Origin of the sequence: Paraburkholderia sp. SOS3 (assembly GCF_001922345.1) — a bacterium.
Classification (GTDB): Bacteria; Pseudomonadota; Gammaproteobacteria; order Burkholderiales; family Burkholderiaceae; genus Paraburkholderia.
In genome coordinates this window covers 1,187,486-1,203,784 of sequence record NZ_CP018812.1, presented here as the reverse complement: position 1 = coordinate 1,203,784, position 16,299 = coordinate 1,187,486, and the positions used below count along the sequence as shown (strand labels likewise).

The following is a 16,299-nucleotide window of genomic DNA, read 5'->3' as shown; positions in this document are numbered from 1 at the left end:
CTCTAATGTTTCGTGAAGCCGCTCTCTCGCTTCCGTCGTGGAAGAAAATATAAAACGAGCAGCAGCAGCGCGACGAGCGCCGGGCACCAGCGGAAATCCGTCGCGGCCTGCATGCGCCGACCCAGTTTAGGATCGGCCATTGCCGCCGATAGCGACTTGAAATCGTCCAGCCGCTGATAACCGAATCCCGCGTGCGCCGCCAGCGCGCGAAGATAAGGCTCGCGCAATGCCGACAGTTCCTCGTGCCCGCCAGCGCCGGCGCCACTTCGCGATGGCACCGACTGAATCACTTCATCAGCACGCCAGAAGCCGATGCGTACGCCTTGCGCATTGGTGTGCGGAATCGGCGCCGGTTGATCGCCGCCTACTCCGACGATCCAGCCATCGGCCTGCCCTCGCGCAATACCGCGAATGGTCGTGTCGGACGGCGCAACGGGTGGCGCCTCCTGTCCATCGGTGATAAAGACCACCGCGGCCTTGGATTCCCCCTCCGACGCCGCATGCACGGCCGAGTAAAGGCCGCCTTGCGCAATTACGCTGCTGTTTGCCCAGCGCATCTGTCCGCCAATCTGATCCAGCGACGACAGTAAAGCATCGTAATGCGCACAGACTTCCACCGGAACGAAAAGCAACAGCGAACGCGTTCCCGTGAAGACACTCCAGCCGACATGCGAACCGCAAGGCAAGCGCTGCAAGGCATGCTGCATTGCTGTCTTCGCGAACGTCAGCCGGCTCACGGGACGCCCGTTCAGCGTCACGTCCTCGGTATCCATGCTCTGTGTAATGTCGAACGTAACGATGTAGCTCGATATGTACCTCGTACGCGCAATCGGTGGCATCCATACGGCCGCAACCAGCAGCAATGCAGCCGCGCCGAGCAATGCATATCGGCGCACGACGCCCGGCCTGCCGCCCGTGCCGATGTTCACGGCAGTTCCTGAGGCTGCGCGCCGCGTACCCTGACGCTGCGTCGCTGCTCGATATCCTGATCCGTCTCGGTCTCGTCGGGCGATTCCGGCGCGAGACGCAGTGCGCGCTCGAGGTTGTAGCGCGCGTCCCAGTCGCCCGGGTCGTCGCGTAGCAGATCGCGGTAGCGCGCTTTTGCCGTTTCGAGCAACGGCAGCGATCGTAGCGGCCCGCGCGCGTCGCCGCCGGCCGATGCGCGCAACGACATGTTCGCGAGATCGAAAAGCGTGGCCCGCTTGACGTCGACCGGACCGGGTTCCAGCAGGAGCTCGTTGAACAGCTTGCCCGCGTTGGCCTCGCTCCCAGCGGCGGACAACGCAACGGCGCGAGCAAGACGCACCTGCGGTGCCTCATTGGCGGGTCCGTTCGAAAGCTGCGCGACGGTGGCGCTGCGCATGGCCTCGATCGCGCGGCTCACATCGATCGCCCGCTCAAGCGCCACTGCGTAGTACACGGTAATACCTGCGCAGCAGGCCGCGGCACCGCCGAACAGAATATGCATCCGTATACGTTTCATGTGAAGCTCCGCTTCTGAACAGCACTCATGCAGATCAACGCGGCACAGCAGAATAGGCCCACCGCAAAGCACCGTATGCTTCTGTCCTGCCGCGGCAATCGCTCGATGAATACCGAACGCTGACTCTCGCGGCGCCCGATTTCCGCCATTGCGGCGGCCATCTGCTCCGCATCCTTTGCCTGATACAGGTGGTACGGTGTCCGTATCGACTGGAAGAAGCGATGCAGTTCCGCCTCGGCCGAGTGTTCGAATCGCGGTTCGATGTTGCTCAGATCGGGGCTAAAGATGCCGCTGCGCAGATAGACGAAATAGAGCGCGACGCCGTTATCGGCAAGCGCCGCAGCAATCTTTCGACGTGCGTCTGAATCGAGCCGCGCCCCGCCGTCCGAGACCAGAACGATTGCGCGGCCGCCGGAGCGCGGCCGGCCATCGAAGAGGCGCACGGCATACGACAAACCGGCGTCGAGCCGCGTATCCGGCATACCGCGTCCGACATTGGTCGCTTCCATCGCCGCATCGACAATTCCGTGATCGCGAGTGAACGGCACCGCCAGCATTGGCTGCAAACCGAACAGCACGAATGCGAAGCTATCGTTAGGACGATGTGCAACGAAAGTGGCCAACGCGCGCGATGCGACCTGCCGCTTCGATTCGCCGGTCGAAAGCGCGTTTGAGTATTTCGCGAGTCCGCGGCCCAATTCGGCGTCCATGCTCGCGCTGCGGTCCATCAGAATCATGATTTCACCGCCGGTGCCCGTTACACGCCGCTCGAGATTCGAGTTGCCCGGTCCCGATAGTCCTACGATGATCGACGCAATGGCCAGCATCGCAAGAATGCGCCACAACGCGCTGAAAAAGCGTCCCACCCGGTCGCCCGGCAGCCACGTCACGCATGAAAACGGCAACGATTCGAAGTGCTGCCGCAACAGCGGCAATGCAGCGAGCGGCAGCAGCAGGAGCACCCACGGATAGGCAAAGTCAGGCATGGCATTCAATTAGCGCCGGTTGCGCCGCTCCGCGCGATATAGCGCGCGGGCGAATTCGCGCAGCGCAAAATGCTCCAGCTGCGGCCCGATTTGCGCGCCTTGAAAAAAGCGCGCGCTCGAACAGCGAAAGAACGTTTCGATCTGCGGTTCGAGCGTCTGCAAGTGCGGGGCATGCCGCATCAGTTCAGGTAATGAGCGCGCGCGCACGACGCGGCCGGCCGTCGCGTTGAACGCATCATGAATCAGTCGCCACGTCTGCGTATCGCTTTCCATCGATGCGGCGTCGCGACGGCGCAGCGCGCGCCATGTCCGGGCGAACGGCAGCGCGGCGCGCTCGCGACGCTCGCGCCATAACCACCATAGGCCCCATGCGATCAGGATGCCGAACGTTGCCGAGGCCCAGATCGCAATCGCGCGCCGGATTGGCACCACGGGCGGCGCTGGCACAATGCGGTCTCCTTGCAACGGCGTCAGCCGGCCGACGTTCGGCGGTTCGCTCAGCGTCAACGGCGCGACCGTCACCGGCCAGTCGGGAATGTCGAGCGTTGCACCCGTGGCAAGCGGAAGCTTTAGCGCGGGAATGGTCACCGACGTGAGCTGCTCGGGTGCATTGATGATCTGATAACGCAGCACGAGCCATCGTCGTCCGCCGCTATCGGTTGAAATCGATGAAGGGCGGCGTTCGAGCCACAGCGAAATTCGTCCCGCGGATGGCGGCGCCACGAGATCCACGCGCTGCCCATGCTCTTCGAGCAACACCTTTTGCTCGAGCACGTCCGCTAAAGCATGACCGTATGCGGGAGGCTGCTGAACCGACGCCTCGGCTGCGCTAGCCGGTGGACAGCCGCACAATATCGCGAATGCGCATGCGAATGCGCATGCAAACGCGCACGCTAGTGCGAAAGCGGACGCATGCTGGCAGGCCGTCACGCGCAGACCCACACCGAAGTTGCCTTGCGATGCGCCGTATCTGGCGCCGTTCCGTCGTGGCGTCATGCGACTTGCTCCACGAAATAGCGGCTCAGCGCATCGGCATCGAACGTGTCGGTCATGAAGAGCGGACGCACGCCGCCCTTCGCGAAGGTATCGATAATGTGTTGCTTTCTCGCAGCCATCCCAGCACGCCATCGGTCACGCAGTTTGTCTGTTATCCAGAGCGATCGCTGTTCGCCGGTTTCCATATCGTGTGTCGTGAGCCAACCACGAGCCGACGGCGGCTCCACTTCCGCCGAACTCCAGACGACGATCGGCACGAGCCACACACGCGACATCGACCGGAGCATGTCCGGCAACGTCTCGATCGGCCATTGGAAATCGGAGACCAGAAAGGCAAGACACGCGCGCTCTGCAATGCGCGCAAACGCTCTTTCCAATCCGCTTGCCCGCGACTTCGACACGGCATGCCGATCGCGAACCTTCGCGTCGAGCAGTGTCGCGCGCATCAGCGCACCGGCTCCGCGCACCTGCCGCGCCGGCAGAAACAGGTCTTCTCGCTCGCCTTCGTCGAACGCGAGCATGCCCACCCGGTCACCGTGGCGAAATGCGCTATAGCCCAGCGCCTCGGCAAACTGCGCCGCGGCATCGAGCTTCGTCGGCGCGTTTGCATCGCGACCGAATCGCATCGATGCCGAAACATCGACGACCGCGTAGACCGGCACCGCGACGCGCTGCCTGTGAAGCCGCACGAGCCAGTCGCCGTGACCGCCGCGAATGCTGGCCCGGATATCGATGCGCCGCGGGTCCGGATAGTCGAAAAGCCGCGTGTGCGCGACGAATTCCTGCCCTGCGCCGACGCTCGTGCCGCGATGCGAGCCAGGCCGGGCTCCCGCTACCCGCACCGGCAGCCTGTAGTGGAATTCCTTGAGTTGCGCACGCATGGCGTTACGGCGCTGCAATGCGCGCGACGATCTGCTGCGTCAGCGCCTGTGCAAGCTCGGTGCGCCGCAGTTCGTAGATCGGCGTAAAAAACACACGATGTCCGAGCGCCGGCGTCAGCACGACATGCACGTCTTCCGGCTCGACGTAGGTGCGCCCCGCAAGCCATGCTACGACGCGCGCGGCGCGCAGCAGCATGCTCATGCCGCGCGGGCTCGCTCCTGCAAGAATCAGATTGTCGATATCGACGTCTTCGAGTTCGATGCCGTAACGCCGCGGCGATTCGGTCGCTCGCCAGATATCGAGCGCGTAACGCTCGATCGCATCGGACGTATGCACGCTTGCCTGAATGATCGCGGCCATCGTGTTCAATTCGCGCCACGGCAACACTTCCGGCGTCACGCGCTCGACCAGCGCGTCGATATCGTGAAACGACGGATCGAATACAAGTGCGCGGCGCACGTCGTCGTCGTCGGGCGTCGCCATGTTGAGTTCGAACATGAAGCGGTCGCGCGCGGCCGATGCGAGTTCGAAGGTCTCTTCTTTCTCGACCTTGTTGCGATCGGCGAACAGCGTCATGTGCGGAAAGTTGTATTCGCGGTCGAACGCGAACACCGAGCGCTCAGCCATCGCGCGTAGCAACAGCGACTGCACCTGCGGGCGAGCACGGTTGATCTCGTTGAAAAAGAATGTCGATAGCGATTCGCCGTGCTTGAGCAGTGGCCCCGGCTCGATGCGCGGCTTGCCGACCGAGTCGACATACGTGTGATAAACGAGGTCGCCCGGCATCAGATCGATCGTGCCTTCGACGCGCTCGAATTCGCCGCCGATCGCTCGTGCGATTGCCCGCAGCAGCGTCGTCTTTCCGACGCCCACGCCGCCCTCGAGCAACACGTGGCCCCGCGCGAACAGCGCGATATTGATCAGGCGTACGGTGTCGTGATGCCCGATTACGGCTTTGGCGGCTTCCTGCTCGAGGTTAAGCGCATAGCTGCGCCAATCCTGCAGTTGCTCGTTCGCGCCCATCGTCTGCGTCCTCGCAATCCGCCCGGCGGCACGCGATGCTCGCTGGTTTCATGGCCGCTCCGGCGTGTGGGTAAGGATTCGACTGCAGACCGCATTTCCCATGCCTGTAGCGCGGGATGCAGCCTTGGCCGCGAACGCATCCGAAAATGCGCCCGAAGGGCGTCAGGGTTTGTGCCAGTCTGTTCCACCGCGGAGGACACTTTGTGCCCTGCTTTGTGCCCATTCCCCGCGCCCGCACGCGAGATTGGCGAGGGTGCCGATTTTCATCGGGCCACCAGACTACACAATCACCCTAAGACTCGTATAAATGAGCCTGACGCCGATCACGAGCAGAATCGCGCATGAAAGCTGATGAAAGAGCGCTGCATTGAGTCTGCGATTCAAGCGGATGCCCGCATATGTGCCGAGCACCGCGACGGGCGTAAGCAGCAGGCTCGTCAGCAAAGTGGTCCGCGTAAAGAGGCCAAGCATCGAAAAGCTCATCAGCTTCGTGAGGTTGACCACGGCGAAGAATGCCGCCGTGGTGCCGGCAAAACAGCGATTGCTCAACCTGAACGGCAACAGATACATCGTCAGTGCCGGTTCGCCTGCGTTCGCCATAAAGCTCGTGAAGCCCGATGTCGCTCCCCAGAACACACAAGAAGCCGGTCGCAGACGCGGCACCGCTTCCGTCGTCGCAACGCGGCGCGCTCCGAGTATGCGACGCCGCGCAAAATCGACGGAGATCAAACCGACAGCGAGCCGCAACCATGCTTCGCCGAGATGATGCAACGCCAGCGTGCCGGCGCCGATGCCGATAAACGATGCCGGTATGGCGAGTCGCAGCAACGGCCAGTTCCATTGACCGCGGTATTGCCATAACGCGAGCAGGTCGGTCAGGCAAAGCACGGGCAGAAGAATCGCGACCACCTCCGGCACAGGCAGGTAGAGCGCCATCAGCGGCACGGTCACGACGCCGAGGCCAAGGCCGAAGCCGCCCTTTGAAAGACTCGTCAGCAGAAGCGCCGGCACGCCCAAAACATAAAACCAGACATTGCTTATCAGCAGAGTATTCAACATCGCATGACGCCGCATTCAGTTCCGCGAGGAACGCGAGCCGCCATACTACGTGAGTCGACGCTTGAATGCGAACGATTCTTATCGGCTCCTGCCACCGCTCGTTACCGTTGTCGCGAACGACAATGCCTAAGCTTTCGTATCATTCGAATCGATGCTTTCATACGCATGACGGTAGTTCTCGTTACGCCTCACAGCGCCGGCGGCAACGGCTTGCGATCGATAAACAACGGTTATTCCGCAAAGTGATAGCCGATCCTCACCGCAGCGCGGCGCTATCGGCTATCGGCTATCGGCTATCGGCTACCGGCTACCGGCTACCGGCTACCGGCTACCGGCTACCGGCTACCGGCTATCGGCTACCGGCTACCGGCTACCGGCTACCGGCTACCGGATTTTCGACCGAACGGCCGATTCGTGCTAACCTGGCTCGCCGATGTCCCCCCCCGAACCTGTCGAAGACCAAACAATGACCTCGAACGCAGTCATCGCGATTCATGGCGGTGCCGGTACCATTTCGCTAGCGTCGATGACGCCGGACGTCGAAGCGCGCTATCACGCCGAATTGCGCGCGGTGCTGGACGCCGCGCAGCGCGTGCTCGCCAATGGCGCCAGCGCGCTCGATGCCGTTACCGAAGCGGTGCGGCTACTCGAAGACTGCCCGCTGTTCAACGCAGGGCGCGGCGCGGTCTTCACATCGGCAGGCAAGCACGAACTCGACGCGTCGATCATGGACGGCCGCACGCTGAAAGCGGGTGCCGTTTCGTGCGTGACGCGCGTGCGCAATCCGGTACTCGCAGCGCGGCGTGTGCTCGAATGCAGCGAACACGTGATGTTCACGGCCGACGGCGCGGAAGCCTTCGCACAAGCGCAAGGCCTGGCACTGGTCGAGCCGTCTTACTACCATACCGACGACCGTCACCGGCAATGGCAGCTGGCACGCAGTCGGCAACGCGCCATGCTCGACCATGACGGCGCCACGCTTGCTGCCGCGCAATCGCCAAACGCGCAAAGCCAGGGGGATGCGCCGCCGCGCGCGCCGATCGATCCCGATAACAAATTCGGCACGGTCGGCGCCGTCGCCGTCGATCTGCAAGGCCATCTCGCAGCCGCGACATCGACGGGCGGCATCACGAACAAGCAGCCGGGCCGCGTCGGCGACTCTCCGTTGATCGGCGCGGGCTGCTATGCCGACGACGCGACCTGCGCCGTGTCCACGACCGGCACGGGCGAAATGTTTATCCGCATGGTCGCCGCCTACGACGTAGCCGCGCAGATCGCCTATCGCGGCGTGTCGCTCGGCGAAGCGGCGCACGATGTCGTGATGAATCGCTTGCCGCGCATCGACGGACGCGGCGGCCTGATTGCCGTGGACGCCCATGGCAACGTCGCATTGCCGTTCAATACCGAAGGAATGTATCGCGGTTTCGCGCGCGTGGGGGAAACCCCGGTTACGATGATCGGCCACTGAATGCGCGAACGGTCGTTCAATCATTCGATTACCCCTTGCGCGCCAAGCCTGCATATGCCCAACGACTCGATTGCCTTCGAAGATGTCATCGTTGCTTACCGGGACGCGATCGAGCGCCAACCGCTGCAATATGTGAAAACTGCCCGCAACAGCCTGCCCGGTGTCGAGCAGCATACGTATTTGCTGAGTTCGCAGAACTGGTCGCCTGAAGCACTCGTCCAGCCGGCTCAGTGGCAACACGACGTCACTCTCTACGTGCCACCCGACGCAATGCGCGAGCGCGCGCTACTCGTCGTGAACGGTGGGACACGGCACGATCAAAGCGGTGAAGATGCTGCCCGTCCGCACGACTATGCACACGATGTGCTCGCAACCATCGCCTGTGAAACGCGAACGGCCGTGGTGGTGATCCATGACGTGCCGAACCAGAACCTCGTCTATACCGACGACGGCCGAGCGCGCGCCGAAGACGACAGCGTTGCGCATAGCTGGGCGCTTTTTCTTGACGAGCCCGTCAGACGGGCGACACTGCCGTTGAACGTGCCGATGGTCGCGGCCATTTCCCGCGCGATGTCGCTGGCCGAACGCGAATTAAGCGCGCTCGGCATTCGCACGTTTGCGATCTCTGCCGTATCGAAACGCGCGTGGGCGAGCTGGCTTGCCGTCATCGCCGACACGAGAATCGATGCGATTGTGGCATTCGCCGCCGACATTCTCGACACGCGCGAGGTGCTGAACCATATGTATCGCTCGTACGGCGGTGCATGGCCAATCGCTTTTTTCCCATACTTTGCGGAGCATATCGACGAGAAGATCGACACTACGCAGTTCGATGCGTTGATGCAGATCGTCGATCCGCTCCGGTATCTTGGAACGCGCCACGCGCAAAGGCTCGACGTGCCAAAGTACATCGTCAACGCTAGCGGCGACGATCTGTTCGCGCCGGATAACGCCGGCTTTTACTATGACAAGCTAGGCGGCATCAAGACGCTGCGCATGGTGCCGAATGCGTCGCATCACGACATCAAGGATGCGACGCATCGTTCGATGACGCCGTTCGTCAACAGGCTGCAAAACGCAGTGCCGTTGCCGTCGATCGATACCACGCTAAGCTGCGAGGGCCGCGACGCGCTCATTCGCTTCGGCTCTTCGGAGCCGCCGAAAACGCTTGCATTATGGAGCGCGACGAATCCGCACGCGCGCGATTTCCGGCTGGCGTGCGGTGTTCGATATTCCGCGAATCCCATTGCACCGACAGCCGACGGCACGATTGACGTGCCGATTCGCGAACCCGAAACGGGCTGGAGCGCTTTCTTTATCGAAGCGACCTACGCCGACGGGTTCGTCGCGACGAGCCGAACGTATATTCTCGGTAAAGAAACGTACCCGAATTCGTCTCCGGCAAAGGAAAATGCGGCGTGCCAAACGATTCCGGGACGCGTCTCTGCGAACGCTTGAACGCGAGGCGCATGATCGCGCAAGCCGCATCAGCGCGTGAGTTCCTGAACCGTCTGCTCGGTGGTCCACAACGCGTGCGCAAGATAGCGGTAGTTGATCAGCGCCGCGAGATAGCCGTCGCCGTCCGGCAGCCGCGGACCCGCGGTGGCATCGCGCACGACGGCGACCTCGAACCCTTGCTCGATGAGCTCGCGCAGGTGCGATTCGATACAAAGGTTTGCAGCCATGCCCGCAAGGATGATCTGCGACACACCCTTCTTTCGAAGCTGCAACGCCAGATCGTTCGTCTCCGGGCCATACACTTTATGCGGTGACGCGATGATGGTTTTTGCGTCGAGGATGTACGGTTTATAGTCTTCAAGAAAATCCGCGCCGGATCCTTCGAAACCCTCGAGCGTGGTCGGCCCTTTGCGATCGAACATGCAGATGTTGTGCATGACCTTTTCCAGCGGACCACCGAAATGCCACTCGTGGTCGCACGGATAGTAGTAGTGCGGAGAAACTGCCACCGTCAGTCCGACCTGCTTTGCGGTCCTGAACAATCGCCCCAGATTCCCTACCGTATTGTTTTCCGTGATGCTTGGTCCGAACACCGACCAGCCCACGCCTGACGGACTCAGGAAGTCGTTTTGCGGATCGATTACGACCAGCGCCGATTTCGAACGGTCCAGCTTGAATCCGGTCGGCGGCAGCGCCGGATCGGCCGGGTCAGCGTAGGGGTTGACGTGCTCTTGCCCTGCTTCATTTGCCTGACTCATCAAATCCTCCAATCTGTTAGAAAGTACCGCGGGAAACCAGAATCACCCGGACGTGCCGGCGCCTCAAATATATATGACCAGTCGCTTTATTAAAGAGTTAAAAAAAATCAGCGGATCAATCTCGGCAATACGACCTTCTCGAAACGCTCGTAGGCGGCGCCGCTCTGTTCGATCTTGCCGCGCATGACCGCTCCTTCGTAGGCCTCGATAATGATGGCCGCGAGTTCTTCCGCATTTTCTTTACGATCCAGTTCGTTGCGCTCCTGTGCCTCGCGCAGGCACGCCGCAACCGCCGCCTGCCAGCGTGCAAGCAATGCCAGCAGCTTCGCGCGCGCCTCTTCGCTGCCATTCGAGAGCTCCAGCGACAGGTTGCCGATCAGACAACCCAATGCAAAGTCGTTCTTGCCGTGATCGTCGGTAAGCGCGCGGAAGAACTTCCGGATGCGCACAAGCGGCTTGATTCGCGCGTCGTAGAGAATCGGACCATGGCGGTCTTCGATCGATTGCCAGTAGTCTTCGAGGATTTCGGCCGCAAACGCTTCCTTGCTGTCGAAATAGTTATAGAACGAACCCTTTGGCACGCCGGCTGCCGCCGTGATGTCCTGCACGCCACAGCCGTTGAAACCGCGGTCGTGAACAACATCGCGCCCGACCGACAGCAGTCGCGAGCGCACTTCGGGATTGGCGGGACGCGGCATCGTCGTTGACCTCCATTTAGCGTCGACGGATAACAAGATAACCGGTCATCTATTTATTGTCAAACGCGTTGGCGCAAGAAGATTTAGCGGTCGCATATCCGCCGATCTTTGCGAGCGCGGCGCACTCTAGCCGCCGTTCAGGCACCGCTACCAAATAACCTCGCGCGACTATGCGGCCAGTCGAAGACACTGCATGCAAACACAGCCTAAGTGAAAACCCCTGTTGTATTCAAGCCGCGAAATGCAGGTTACAAGGGAAATCTCGAACTGTTAGTCCGTTTGACGTGCTCTATGATGACGCTGCCTGTTCTATGGGCAAGCATGCATCAGTTACCGCGCGAGACAGCTTCCTGGCATTCGGACAGCAGGCGCGCGTACGAAACAGAGGTTTTCGAATGGCGGTTTATGAGCCATCCAATGGGGCGTTTTCATGAACGGTCGCAATCCGCGCTATTGGGTAGCCGGGGCATTTTTATGGGGTCTCACCGGCGCCGCCCTCGCCGAGGTCGCTGTCGCGCTGCCTGAAAGGCCCGCCGCACACGCTTCCTCCGCGCACCCGAACAACGTTCGGCCGGCTGATCGGCCGCAAAGGCATTCGCACAGCCCCCGCACGAAAACAGCGCTTGCGACGAAGCCGGCCAGCGCACCAACAACAAAGCAGCCCGAACAGAATTACAGTGCGGCACTCAGCCAATACCAGTTTGCGTACGGAAACGCCAATGTCCCGTTCTCTCCGCAGCCGGACGCCGGCGCATCGACCTATGCGGGCACGACAGTCGAGAGCCAGATTCTGAAGCGCAATTCGACGCAATATGGCGCGCCTGCCACGTCGGCATCGTCAGCGCGTTCGACTGCGCCCGACGACACCTGGCGCTTTATGGCGAACCCCCTCATCAACGCCACCCACTCGCATGAAATAGGGGCAGCCGTTTCTGTCCGGCACGATTTCTAGCGCGACCCGCCTCTGCCTACTGGCTGGCGCCGGGACTCACCGATATGGCAATTGCTTCCGTATAGACAACCTTCACCTGATCGCCCTTCCGGATGTTTTTCATCTGCTCCGGATCTTCTACGACGACATCGACGGTATTGCCTTGTGGGCCCTTCAGCGTAACGGATTTGGCCTTGGCATTAACGGAGACGACATCCGCGATCACCGTCACCTCCCTGCCGATGGTGCCGCCGGGCTTCTCACCGGGAGCGGCACGCTTTTCGATGAGCTGCTGCGTGGCCGAGCGCGGGCCGTTCGTTTTCTCGAGACTTAGCGACATCGCCTTTCTGTATTCCATCGTGACGATATCGCCAACCTTGAGCTGATCGAAATTGCGCGCCTCCTCGCCCACCTGAACCTCGAACACCCGTCCGCTCCTCTCCTTCAAGGTCACGGTTCGGGTTGACGGCGCAATCGCTACGATCGCGGCCGTGACCGTGGAAGTTGCCGTCACCGACGCATTGCCAGTTCCTTTTGTCACGTCGACCGACGTCTGCGGTTGAGCGAGTGCCAGATGTGCAACCACGGCGAGGGTGACCACCAGCAGCCAGTTTCCGATCTTCATCGTTGTGCTCCTCGATAATTCGTGCGCAGTCCACATGCAAACATGGCTCATGCAGAAAGTCAGCGTGAGCGGATCCTGCTTCAGCCTACTCACAGCGTTACACGAACGATATTGGACCTTGGTCCAATTAATCATTCGAAGCGCTTGCATGTAGCCGCTTCGCGAATCCCCCCGCCTTTAGCACAGTTCCGTAGACGGTTAATTCTCATTCTCAGTCCATTAAAATCAAAACCCATAATTCGGAACCCTTATTTAATAAAAAATAGATTTGAAAATTCCGACACAGAGCATTAAATGAATTAGCCATCGACCCCACATGGAGGATGACAATGCAGCGGCGAGATTTCTTGATAAGCGCGAGCGCAGCGGCTGTCTTCGCCGCCTGCACCGGCTGCACGACGACTACCGGCAGCGGCGAAAGCGCCGCAACGGATATGGCCCGGCGTCAGTCCATCGACGCGAGCGTCGACGGTACGCTATCGCGTCTTTACACTTCGGTCAAAGGATCGCGGGAACTCGTATCGAAGGCGCAAGGGGTTCTGGTCTTCCCGAACGTACTCCAGGCGGGATTTATCGTTGGCGGACAGCATGGCGATGGTGCATTGCGAGTAAGTGGCGGCACTGTCGGGTACTACAGCACGACATCGGGTTCGTTTGGTCTGACTGCGGGGGCGCAATCGAAGGCGATCGTGTTTCTTTTCATGACGTCCGACGCGCTCGATCAGTTCAGGAAGTCGCAAGGCTGGACCGTTGCCGGCGACGCTTCCGTGGCGCTCGTGAAGATCGGCGCGAACGGTATGATCGATACGACCTCGGCCACTGCGCCTGTGGAAGTCATCGTCATGACGAATGCCGGATTGATGGCGGACGTCTCGCTTGCCGGCACGAAAGTGACTCCGCTCCAGATTTGAATTCGGGCCCGCGATACGCGATGCCATTCGACTGTCAGATCAGGCCGCGCATCGCGGCATCGATTCGCAACCCGCCTGGCATCAGTTCCGTGCGCGGAAAGCACACGAGCGCAAAAGCGCGTGTCCGGGGCGGGTCGCCCGGAATGCGCGCGAAATGAAACTCGATTTCGTGGCAACCCGAGCCTTCCTTGTCGCGGACAACGTTCATCAGGTCGATGCGAACGCGTTTCGAGCCGACATACAGATGCACCGCAGGATTAGCCAGAACGTCGCATATTCCCTTGAGCTGCAGGTCGTACGTCTTGCCCGGCATCCTGATCTCACCGAGGTTGCGCGCGTTTTCTTCCAGTTGCTTCTGCACGTGTTCGAGCTGTCCCGCCTCGTCCGCCGATTCACCGCCGACTACCGAACGCATGCCGGTGCCCTGCTGTTCCAGAAGCGTCTTGCGCGCTTGCAGCAGCAAGCGCGCTTCATCAAGCAGTTTATTGTGATCGTTCGTCAGCTTCGCTATGCCCTCGAGCACCAGTTGGTCCATTAGACGACGTCCAATCTCGTCACGCAGTTCGGTCTCGGTGCGACTGCACATGCGCACGCGATGATCGCCAAACAGCAATGAAGTCTGAGGAACGTCGTGACGAACGTCATTGCCCTCAAGCTCGACGCCGAGGAAATGCCGCTCATTCATCGCCATGCCCAGCGTCGCATAGGCTTCGGCAGCGTCGGGATTCCGGTCGAAAAACGACCGCAGTTCTTCGGCGCGGGCGAACGCCTCCAGCAACACGTCAGGCGTAGCAAAAAAAGCACGCAGATGAAAATCGGATGACCACGCCTGCGCGCCGGCGCGATGCGCTGACGGCAACGAAGCCAGCAAGCCGTCGATGTGCTGGAGAGAAGCCGATACAGCGGGCTTCAGACGCTGCTCATAGTGCGGCGCCATTTGCAGCCGCGGATGAATGGCCAGAATGCGTTCGATGCTTTCGTCGATCCGCGCTGCTTTTTGCGAGCCAGGCTGCGCACGATTCCGGTTGAGTAGCCAGTCGAACATTGCCATCTGCTATTCCTCGCTGCCAGCGGCGACTCCGGAGCCACACGAACGACGCCTGACGCACTGTTCGCTTTTGCATCCCTCGACTATTCTAGGCGTTATCGAAGCGCCAGGCGGCACAGCTTCCAACCATCCGTACGTGAGGCCGGTTCGATCTCACGCGATCGCTCCATGCAATCCGATACATCCCTCTCCGAATCCAAACGGTCTGGCAGGAACGCTCACGGGTGGTTGCGTTGGCTGCCCGGCGTCACGATGCTAAGGGAATACCAGGCGAGCCAGCTGCCGAAAGACATCGCCGCCGGTCTTGTCCTGACCACCATGCTGGTGCCGGTCGGCATTGCCTACGCAGAGGCTTCGGGTGTACCCGGCGTATACGGCCTCTACGCGACCGTCGTTCCGTTGCTTGCCTATGCTGTCTTCGGACCCAGCCGCATTCTCGTGCTCGGCCCGGATTCCGCCCTTGCCGCGCCGATTCTCGCTGTCGTCGCGACGATGGCTAGCGGCGATCCGTCGCGAGCAATCGCCGTCGCGAGCATGATGGCGATCGTCTCCGGTATATTCTGCATTGCCATGGGCGTACTGCGTCTCGGCTTTATCACCGAGCTGCTATCTAAACCGATCCGGTACGGCTATATGAACGGTATCGCGATTGCCGTCCTGATCAGCCAGTTGCCTAAGCTCTTCGCTATCGAGATCGATGAGAGCGGCCCATTAAGGGATCTCTTAAGCCTTGCTATAGGCATCGCCGACGGCAAAACGAACTGGTATAGCTTCGCGGTAGGCACAGGCAGCCTTGCGTTGATCCTCCTGCTCAAACGCTTTGAAAAGGTGCCGGGCATTCTGATCGCGGTCGTGCTCGCGACGCTATGCGTGAGCGCGTTCGGCCTCGACAGCCTCGGCGTCAAGGTGCTCGGCAAGATTCCTCAAGGTCTGCCGTCCTTTGTCTTGCCCTGGGCGAACGGAGCCGATCTGACCAGAATCGTCGTCGGTGGCTGCGCCGTCGCGCTTATATCGTTTGCCGATACGAGCGTGCTGTCGCGAACCTTTGCGGCGCGAACCCGGAGCCGCGTCGACCCTAACCAGGAAATGGTGGGCCTCGGTGCCGCCAACCTGGCGGCGGGTCTATTTCAGGGGTTTCCGATCAGCAGCAGCTCTTCGCGCACGCCGGTGGCCGAAGCCGCGGGTGCCAGAACGCAATTGGCCGGCGTGGCAGGTGCGCTCGCGGTCGCCGTGCTGCTGATCGCCGCGCCGAACCTGATGCGTTCCGTGCCTAACAGCGCGCTGGCCGCCGTCGTTATCGCGGCTGCTATTGGCCTCTTCGAAATCGCGGACCTCAGGCGGATCTATCGCATCCAGGAGTGGGAGTTCTGGCTTTCCGTCGTGTGCTTCGTCGGCGTGGCGGTCTTTGGCGCCATTACGGGCATCTGCATCGCGGTCGCCATCGCCGTCGTCGAGTTTCTGTGGGATGGCTGGCGGCCTCACTTTGCGGTCCTCGGCCACGTCGACGACGTGCGCGGCTTCCATGACATCGAGCGCTACCCGAATGCCGCGCGCATTCCGGGATTGCTGCTGTTTCGCTGGGACGCCCCGTTGTTTTTCGCGAACTCGGAGCTATTTCAGGAGCGCCTGCTACAAGCCGTCGATGAATCGCCGACGCCCGTGCGCAGGATCGTCGTGGCAGCCGAACCGGTTACGAGCGTGGACGTGACGTCGGCCGATATGTTGCTCGAGTTGATTCGCGTACTGAACGAGCGCGGGATCACCTTGCATTTCGCCGAAATGAAGGACCCCGTTCGCGACAAGCTCAAACGCTTCGAATTGATGGAGCTCGTCGGCGCCGAGCGATTTCATCCGACTATAAACAGCGCCGTCGACTACCACCTGGGCAAAAAGGAGACCCACACGAGCGACAAGGAAGCACGCAGGTAACGCCGCGACCGCCCGTTTCGCGACAAAGCGCCGAACGCGTCGCG

At 61.1% G+C, this 16,299-nt stretch carries 16 protein-coding genes; 5 read left to right on the top strand and 11 right to left on the bottom strand.

Translation table 11 applies throughout. The features are described from left to right. Positions 1-2 precede the first annotated feature (2 nt). From BTO02_RS25400 to BTO02_RS25370, 7 genes are all read right to left on the bottom strand, one after another. Positions 3-929, bottom strand: coding sequence for an MxaL protein (locus BTO02_RS25400; RefSeq protein WP_075159927.1), 927 nt, complete (start codon positions 927-929; stop codon positions 3-5). After that, complete coding sequence (locus tag BTO02_RS25395) at positions 926-1,483, bottom strand: hypothetical protein (RefSeq protein ID WP_075159926.1); 558 nt, start codon at positions 1,481-1,483, stop codon at positions 926-928. The genes BTO02_RS25400 and BTO02_RS25395 overlap by 4 nt, the downstream gene beginning before the upstream one ends. Beyond that, the gene (locus BTO02_RS25390) at positions 1,480-2,478 is read right to left on the bottom strand and encodes a vWA domain-containing protein (RefSeq protein ID WP_075159925.1); all 999 of its coding nucleotides are present in this window, start codon (positions 2,476-2,478) and stop codon (positions 1,480-1,482) included. Before BTO02_RS25390 ends, BTO02_RS25395 begins: the two co-directional genes overlap by 4 nt. After that, positions 2,479-3,465 (bottom strand): hypothetical protein, encoded by a 987-nt coding sequence (locus tag BTO02_RS25385; RefSeq protein ID WP_083615368.1) that lies wholly within the window; start codon positions 3,463-3,465, stop codon positions 2,479-2,481. It abuts the gene before it with no gap. Beyond that, a complete protein-coding gene (locus BTO02_RS25380; RefSeq protein ID WP_075159924.1) occupies positions 3,462-4,346 on the bottom strand; it encodes a DUF58 domain-containing protein in 885 nt (294 codons plus the stop codon). The genes BTO02_RS25385 and BTO02_RS25380 overlap by 4 nt, the downstream gene beginning before the upstream one ends. Positions 4,347-4,350: 4 nt before the next feature. Further along, a complete protein-coding gene (locus tag BTO02_RS25375) occupies positions 4,351-5,370 on the bottom strand; it encodes an AAA family ATPase (RefSeq protein ID WP_075159923.1) in 1,020 nt (339 codons plus the stop codon). A 279-nt stretch (positions 5,371-5,649) separates the two neighbouring features. After that, complete coding sequence (locus BTO02_RS25370) at positions 5,650-6,429, bottom strand: sulfite exporter TauE/SafE family protein (RefSeq protein WP_075161370.1); 780 nt, start codon at positions 6,427-6,429, stop codon at positions 5,650-5,652. Positions 6,430-6,895: 466 nt separating this feature from the next. On the opposite strand from BTO02_RS25370, the gene BTO02_RS25360 reads away from it, so the two are divergent. Both BTO02_RS25360 and BTO02_RS25355 read left to right on the top strand, forming a co-directional pair. Further along, positions 6,896-7,897, top strand: coding sequence for an isoaspartyl peptidase/L-asparaginase family protein (locus BTO02_RS25360; RefSeq protein ID WP_075159922.1), 1,002 nt, complete (start codon positions 6,896-6,898; stop codon positions 7,895-7,897). A 54-nt stretch (positions 7,898-7,951) separates the two neighbouring features. After that, positions 7,952-9,355 carry a PhoPQ-activated pathogenicity-related family protein gene (locus tag BTO02_RS25355; RefSeq protein ID WP_232243668.1) on the top strand — a complete coding sequence of 468 codons (1,404 nt, stop codon included), beginning with the start codon at positions 7,952-7,954 and terminating at the stop codon, positions 9,353-9,355. 29 nt (positions 9,356-9,384) lie between these two features. On the opposite strand, the gene BTO02_RS25350 is transcribed toward BTO02_RS25355, so the two are convergent. Continuing rightward, positions 9,385-10,113 carry a cysteine hydrolase family protein gene (locus BTO02_RS25350; RefSeq protein WP_075159920.1) on the bottom strand — a complete coding sequence of 243 codons (729 nt, stop codon included), beginning with the start codon at positions 10,111-10,113 and terminating at the stop codon, positions 9,385-9,387. Between the two features lie 107 nt (positions 10,114-10,220). After that, the gene (locus BTO02_RS25345) at positions 10,221-10,811 is read right to left on the bottom strand and encodes a TetR/AcrR family transcriptional regulator (protein WP_075159919.1); all 591 of its coding nucleotides are present in this window, start codon (positions 10,809-10,811) and stop codon (positions 10,221-10,223) included. Between the two features lie 430 nt (positions 10,812-11,241). Here BTO02_RS25345 and BTO02_RS25340 point away from each other — a divergent pair, with 430 nt between their 5' ends. Next, a complete protein-coding gene (locus BTO02_RS25340; protein WP_075159918.1) occupies positions 11,242-11,763 on the top strand; it encodes a hypothetical protein in 522 nt (173 codons plus the stop codon). A 16-nt stretch (positions 11,764-11,779) separates the two neighbouring features. Here the strand turns inward: BTO02_RS25340 and BTO02_RS25335 are convergent, their stop codons facing one another. Then, positions 11,780-12,367, bottom strand: coding sequence for a hypothetical protein (locus BTO02_RS25335; RefSeq protein WP_075159917.1), 588 nt, complete (start codon positions 12,365-12,367; stop codon positions 11,780-11,782). Positions 12,368-12,696: 329 nt separating this feature from the next. Between BTO02_RS25335 and BTO02_RS25330 the strand changes: the two genes are divergently transcribed. Beyond that, positions 12,697-13,278, top strand: a complete 582-nt coding sequence (locus BTO02_RS25330; RefSeq protein ID WP_075159916.1) for a BPSL1445 family SYLF domain-containing lipoprotein — start codon at positions 12,697-12,699, stop codon at positions 13,276-13,278. Between the two features lie 34 nt (positions 13,279-13,312). Here the strand turns inward: BTO02_RS25330 and BTO02_RS25325 are convergent, their stop codons facing one another. Then, positions 13,313-14,329, bottom strand: coding sequence for a hypothetical protein (locus tag BTO02_RS25325; RefSeq protein WP_075159915.1), 1,017 nt, complete (start codon positions 14,327-14,329; stop codon positions 13,313-13,315). Positions 14,330-14,494: 165 nt separating this feature from the next. On the opposite strand from BTO02_RS25325, the gene BTO02_RS25320 reads away from it, so the two are divergent. After that, a complete protein-coding gene (locus tag BTO02_RS25320; protein WP_075159914.1) occupies positions 14,495-16,255 on the top strand; it encodes a SulP family inorganic anion transporter in 1,761 nt (586 codons plus the stop codon). The last annotated feature ends 44 nt before the right edge of the window (positions 16,256-16,299 follow it).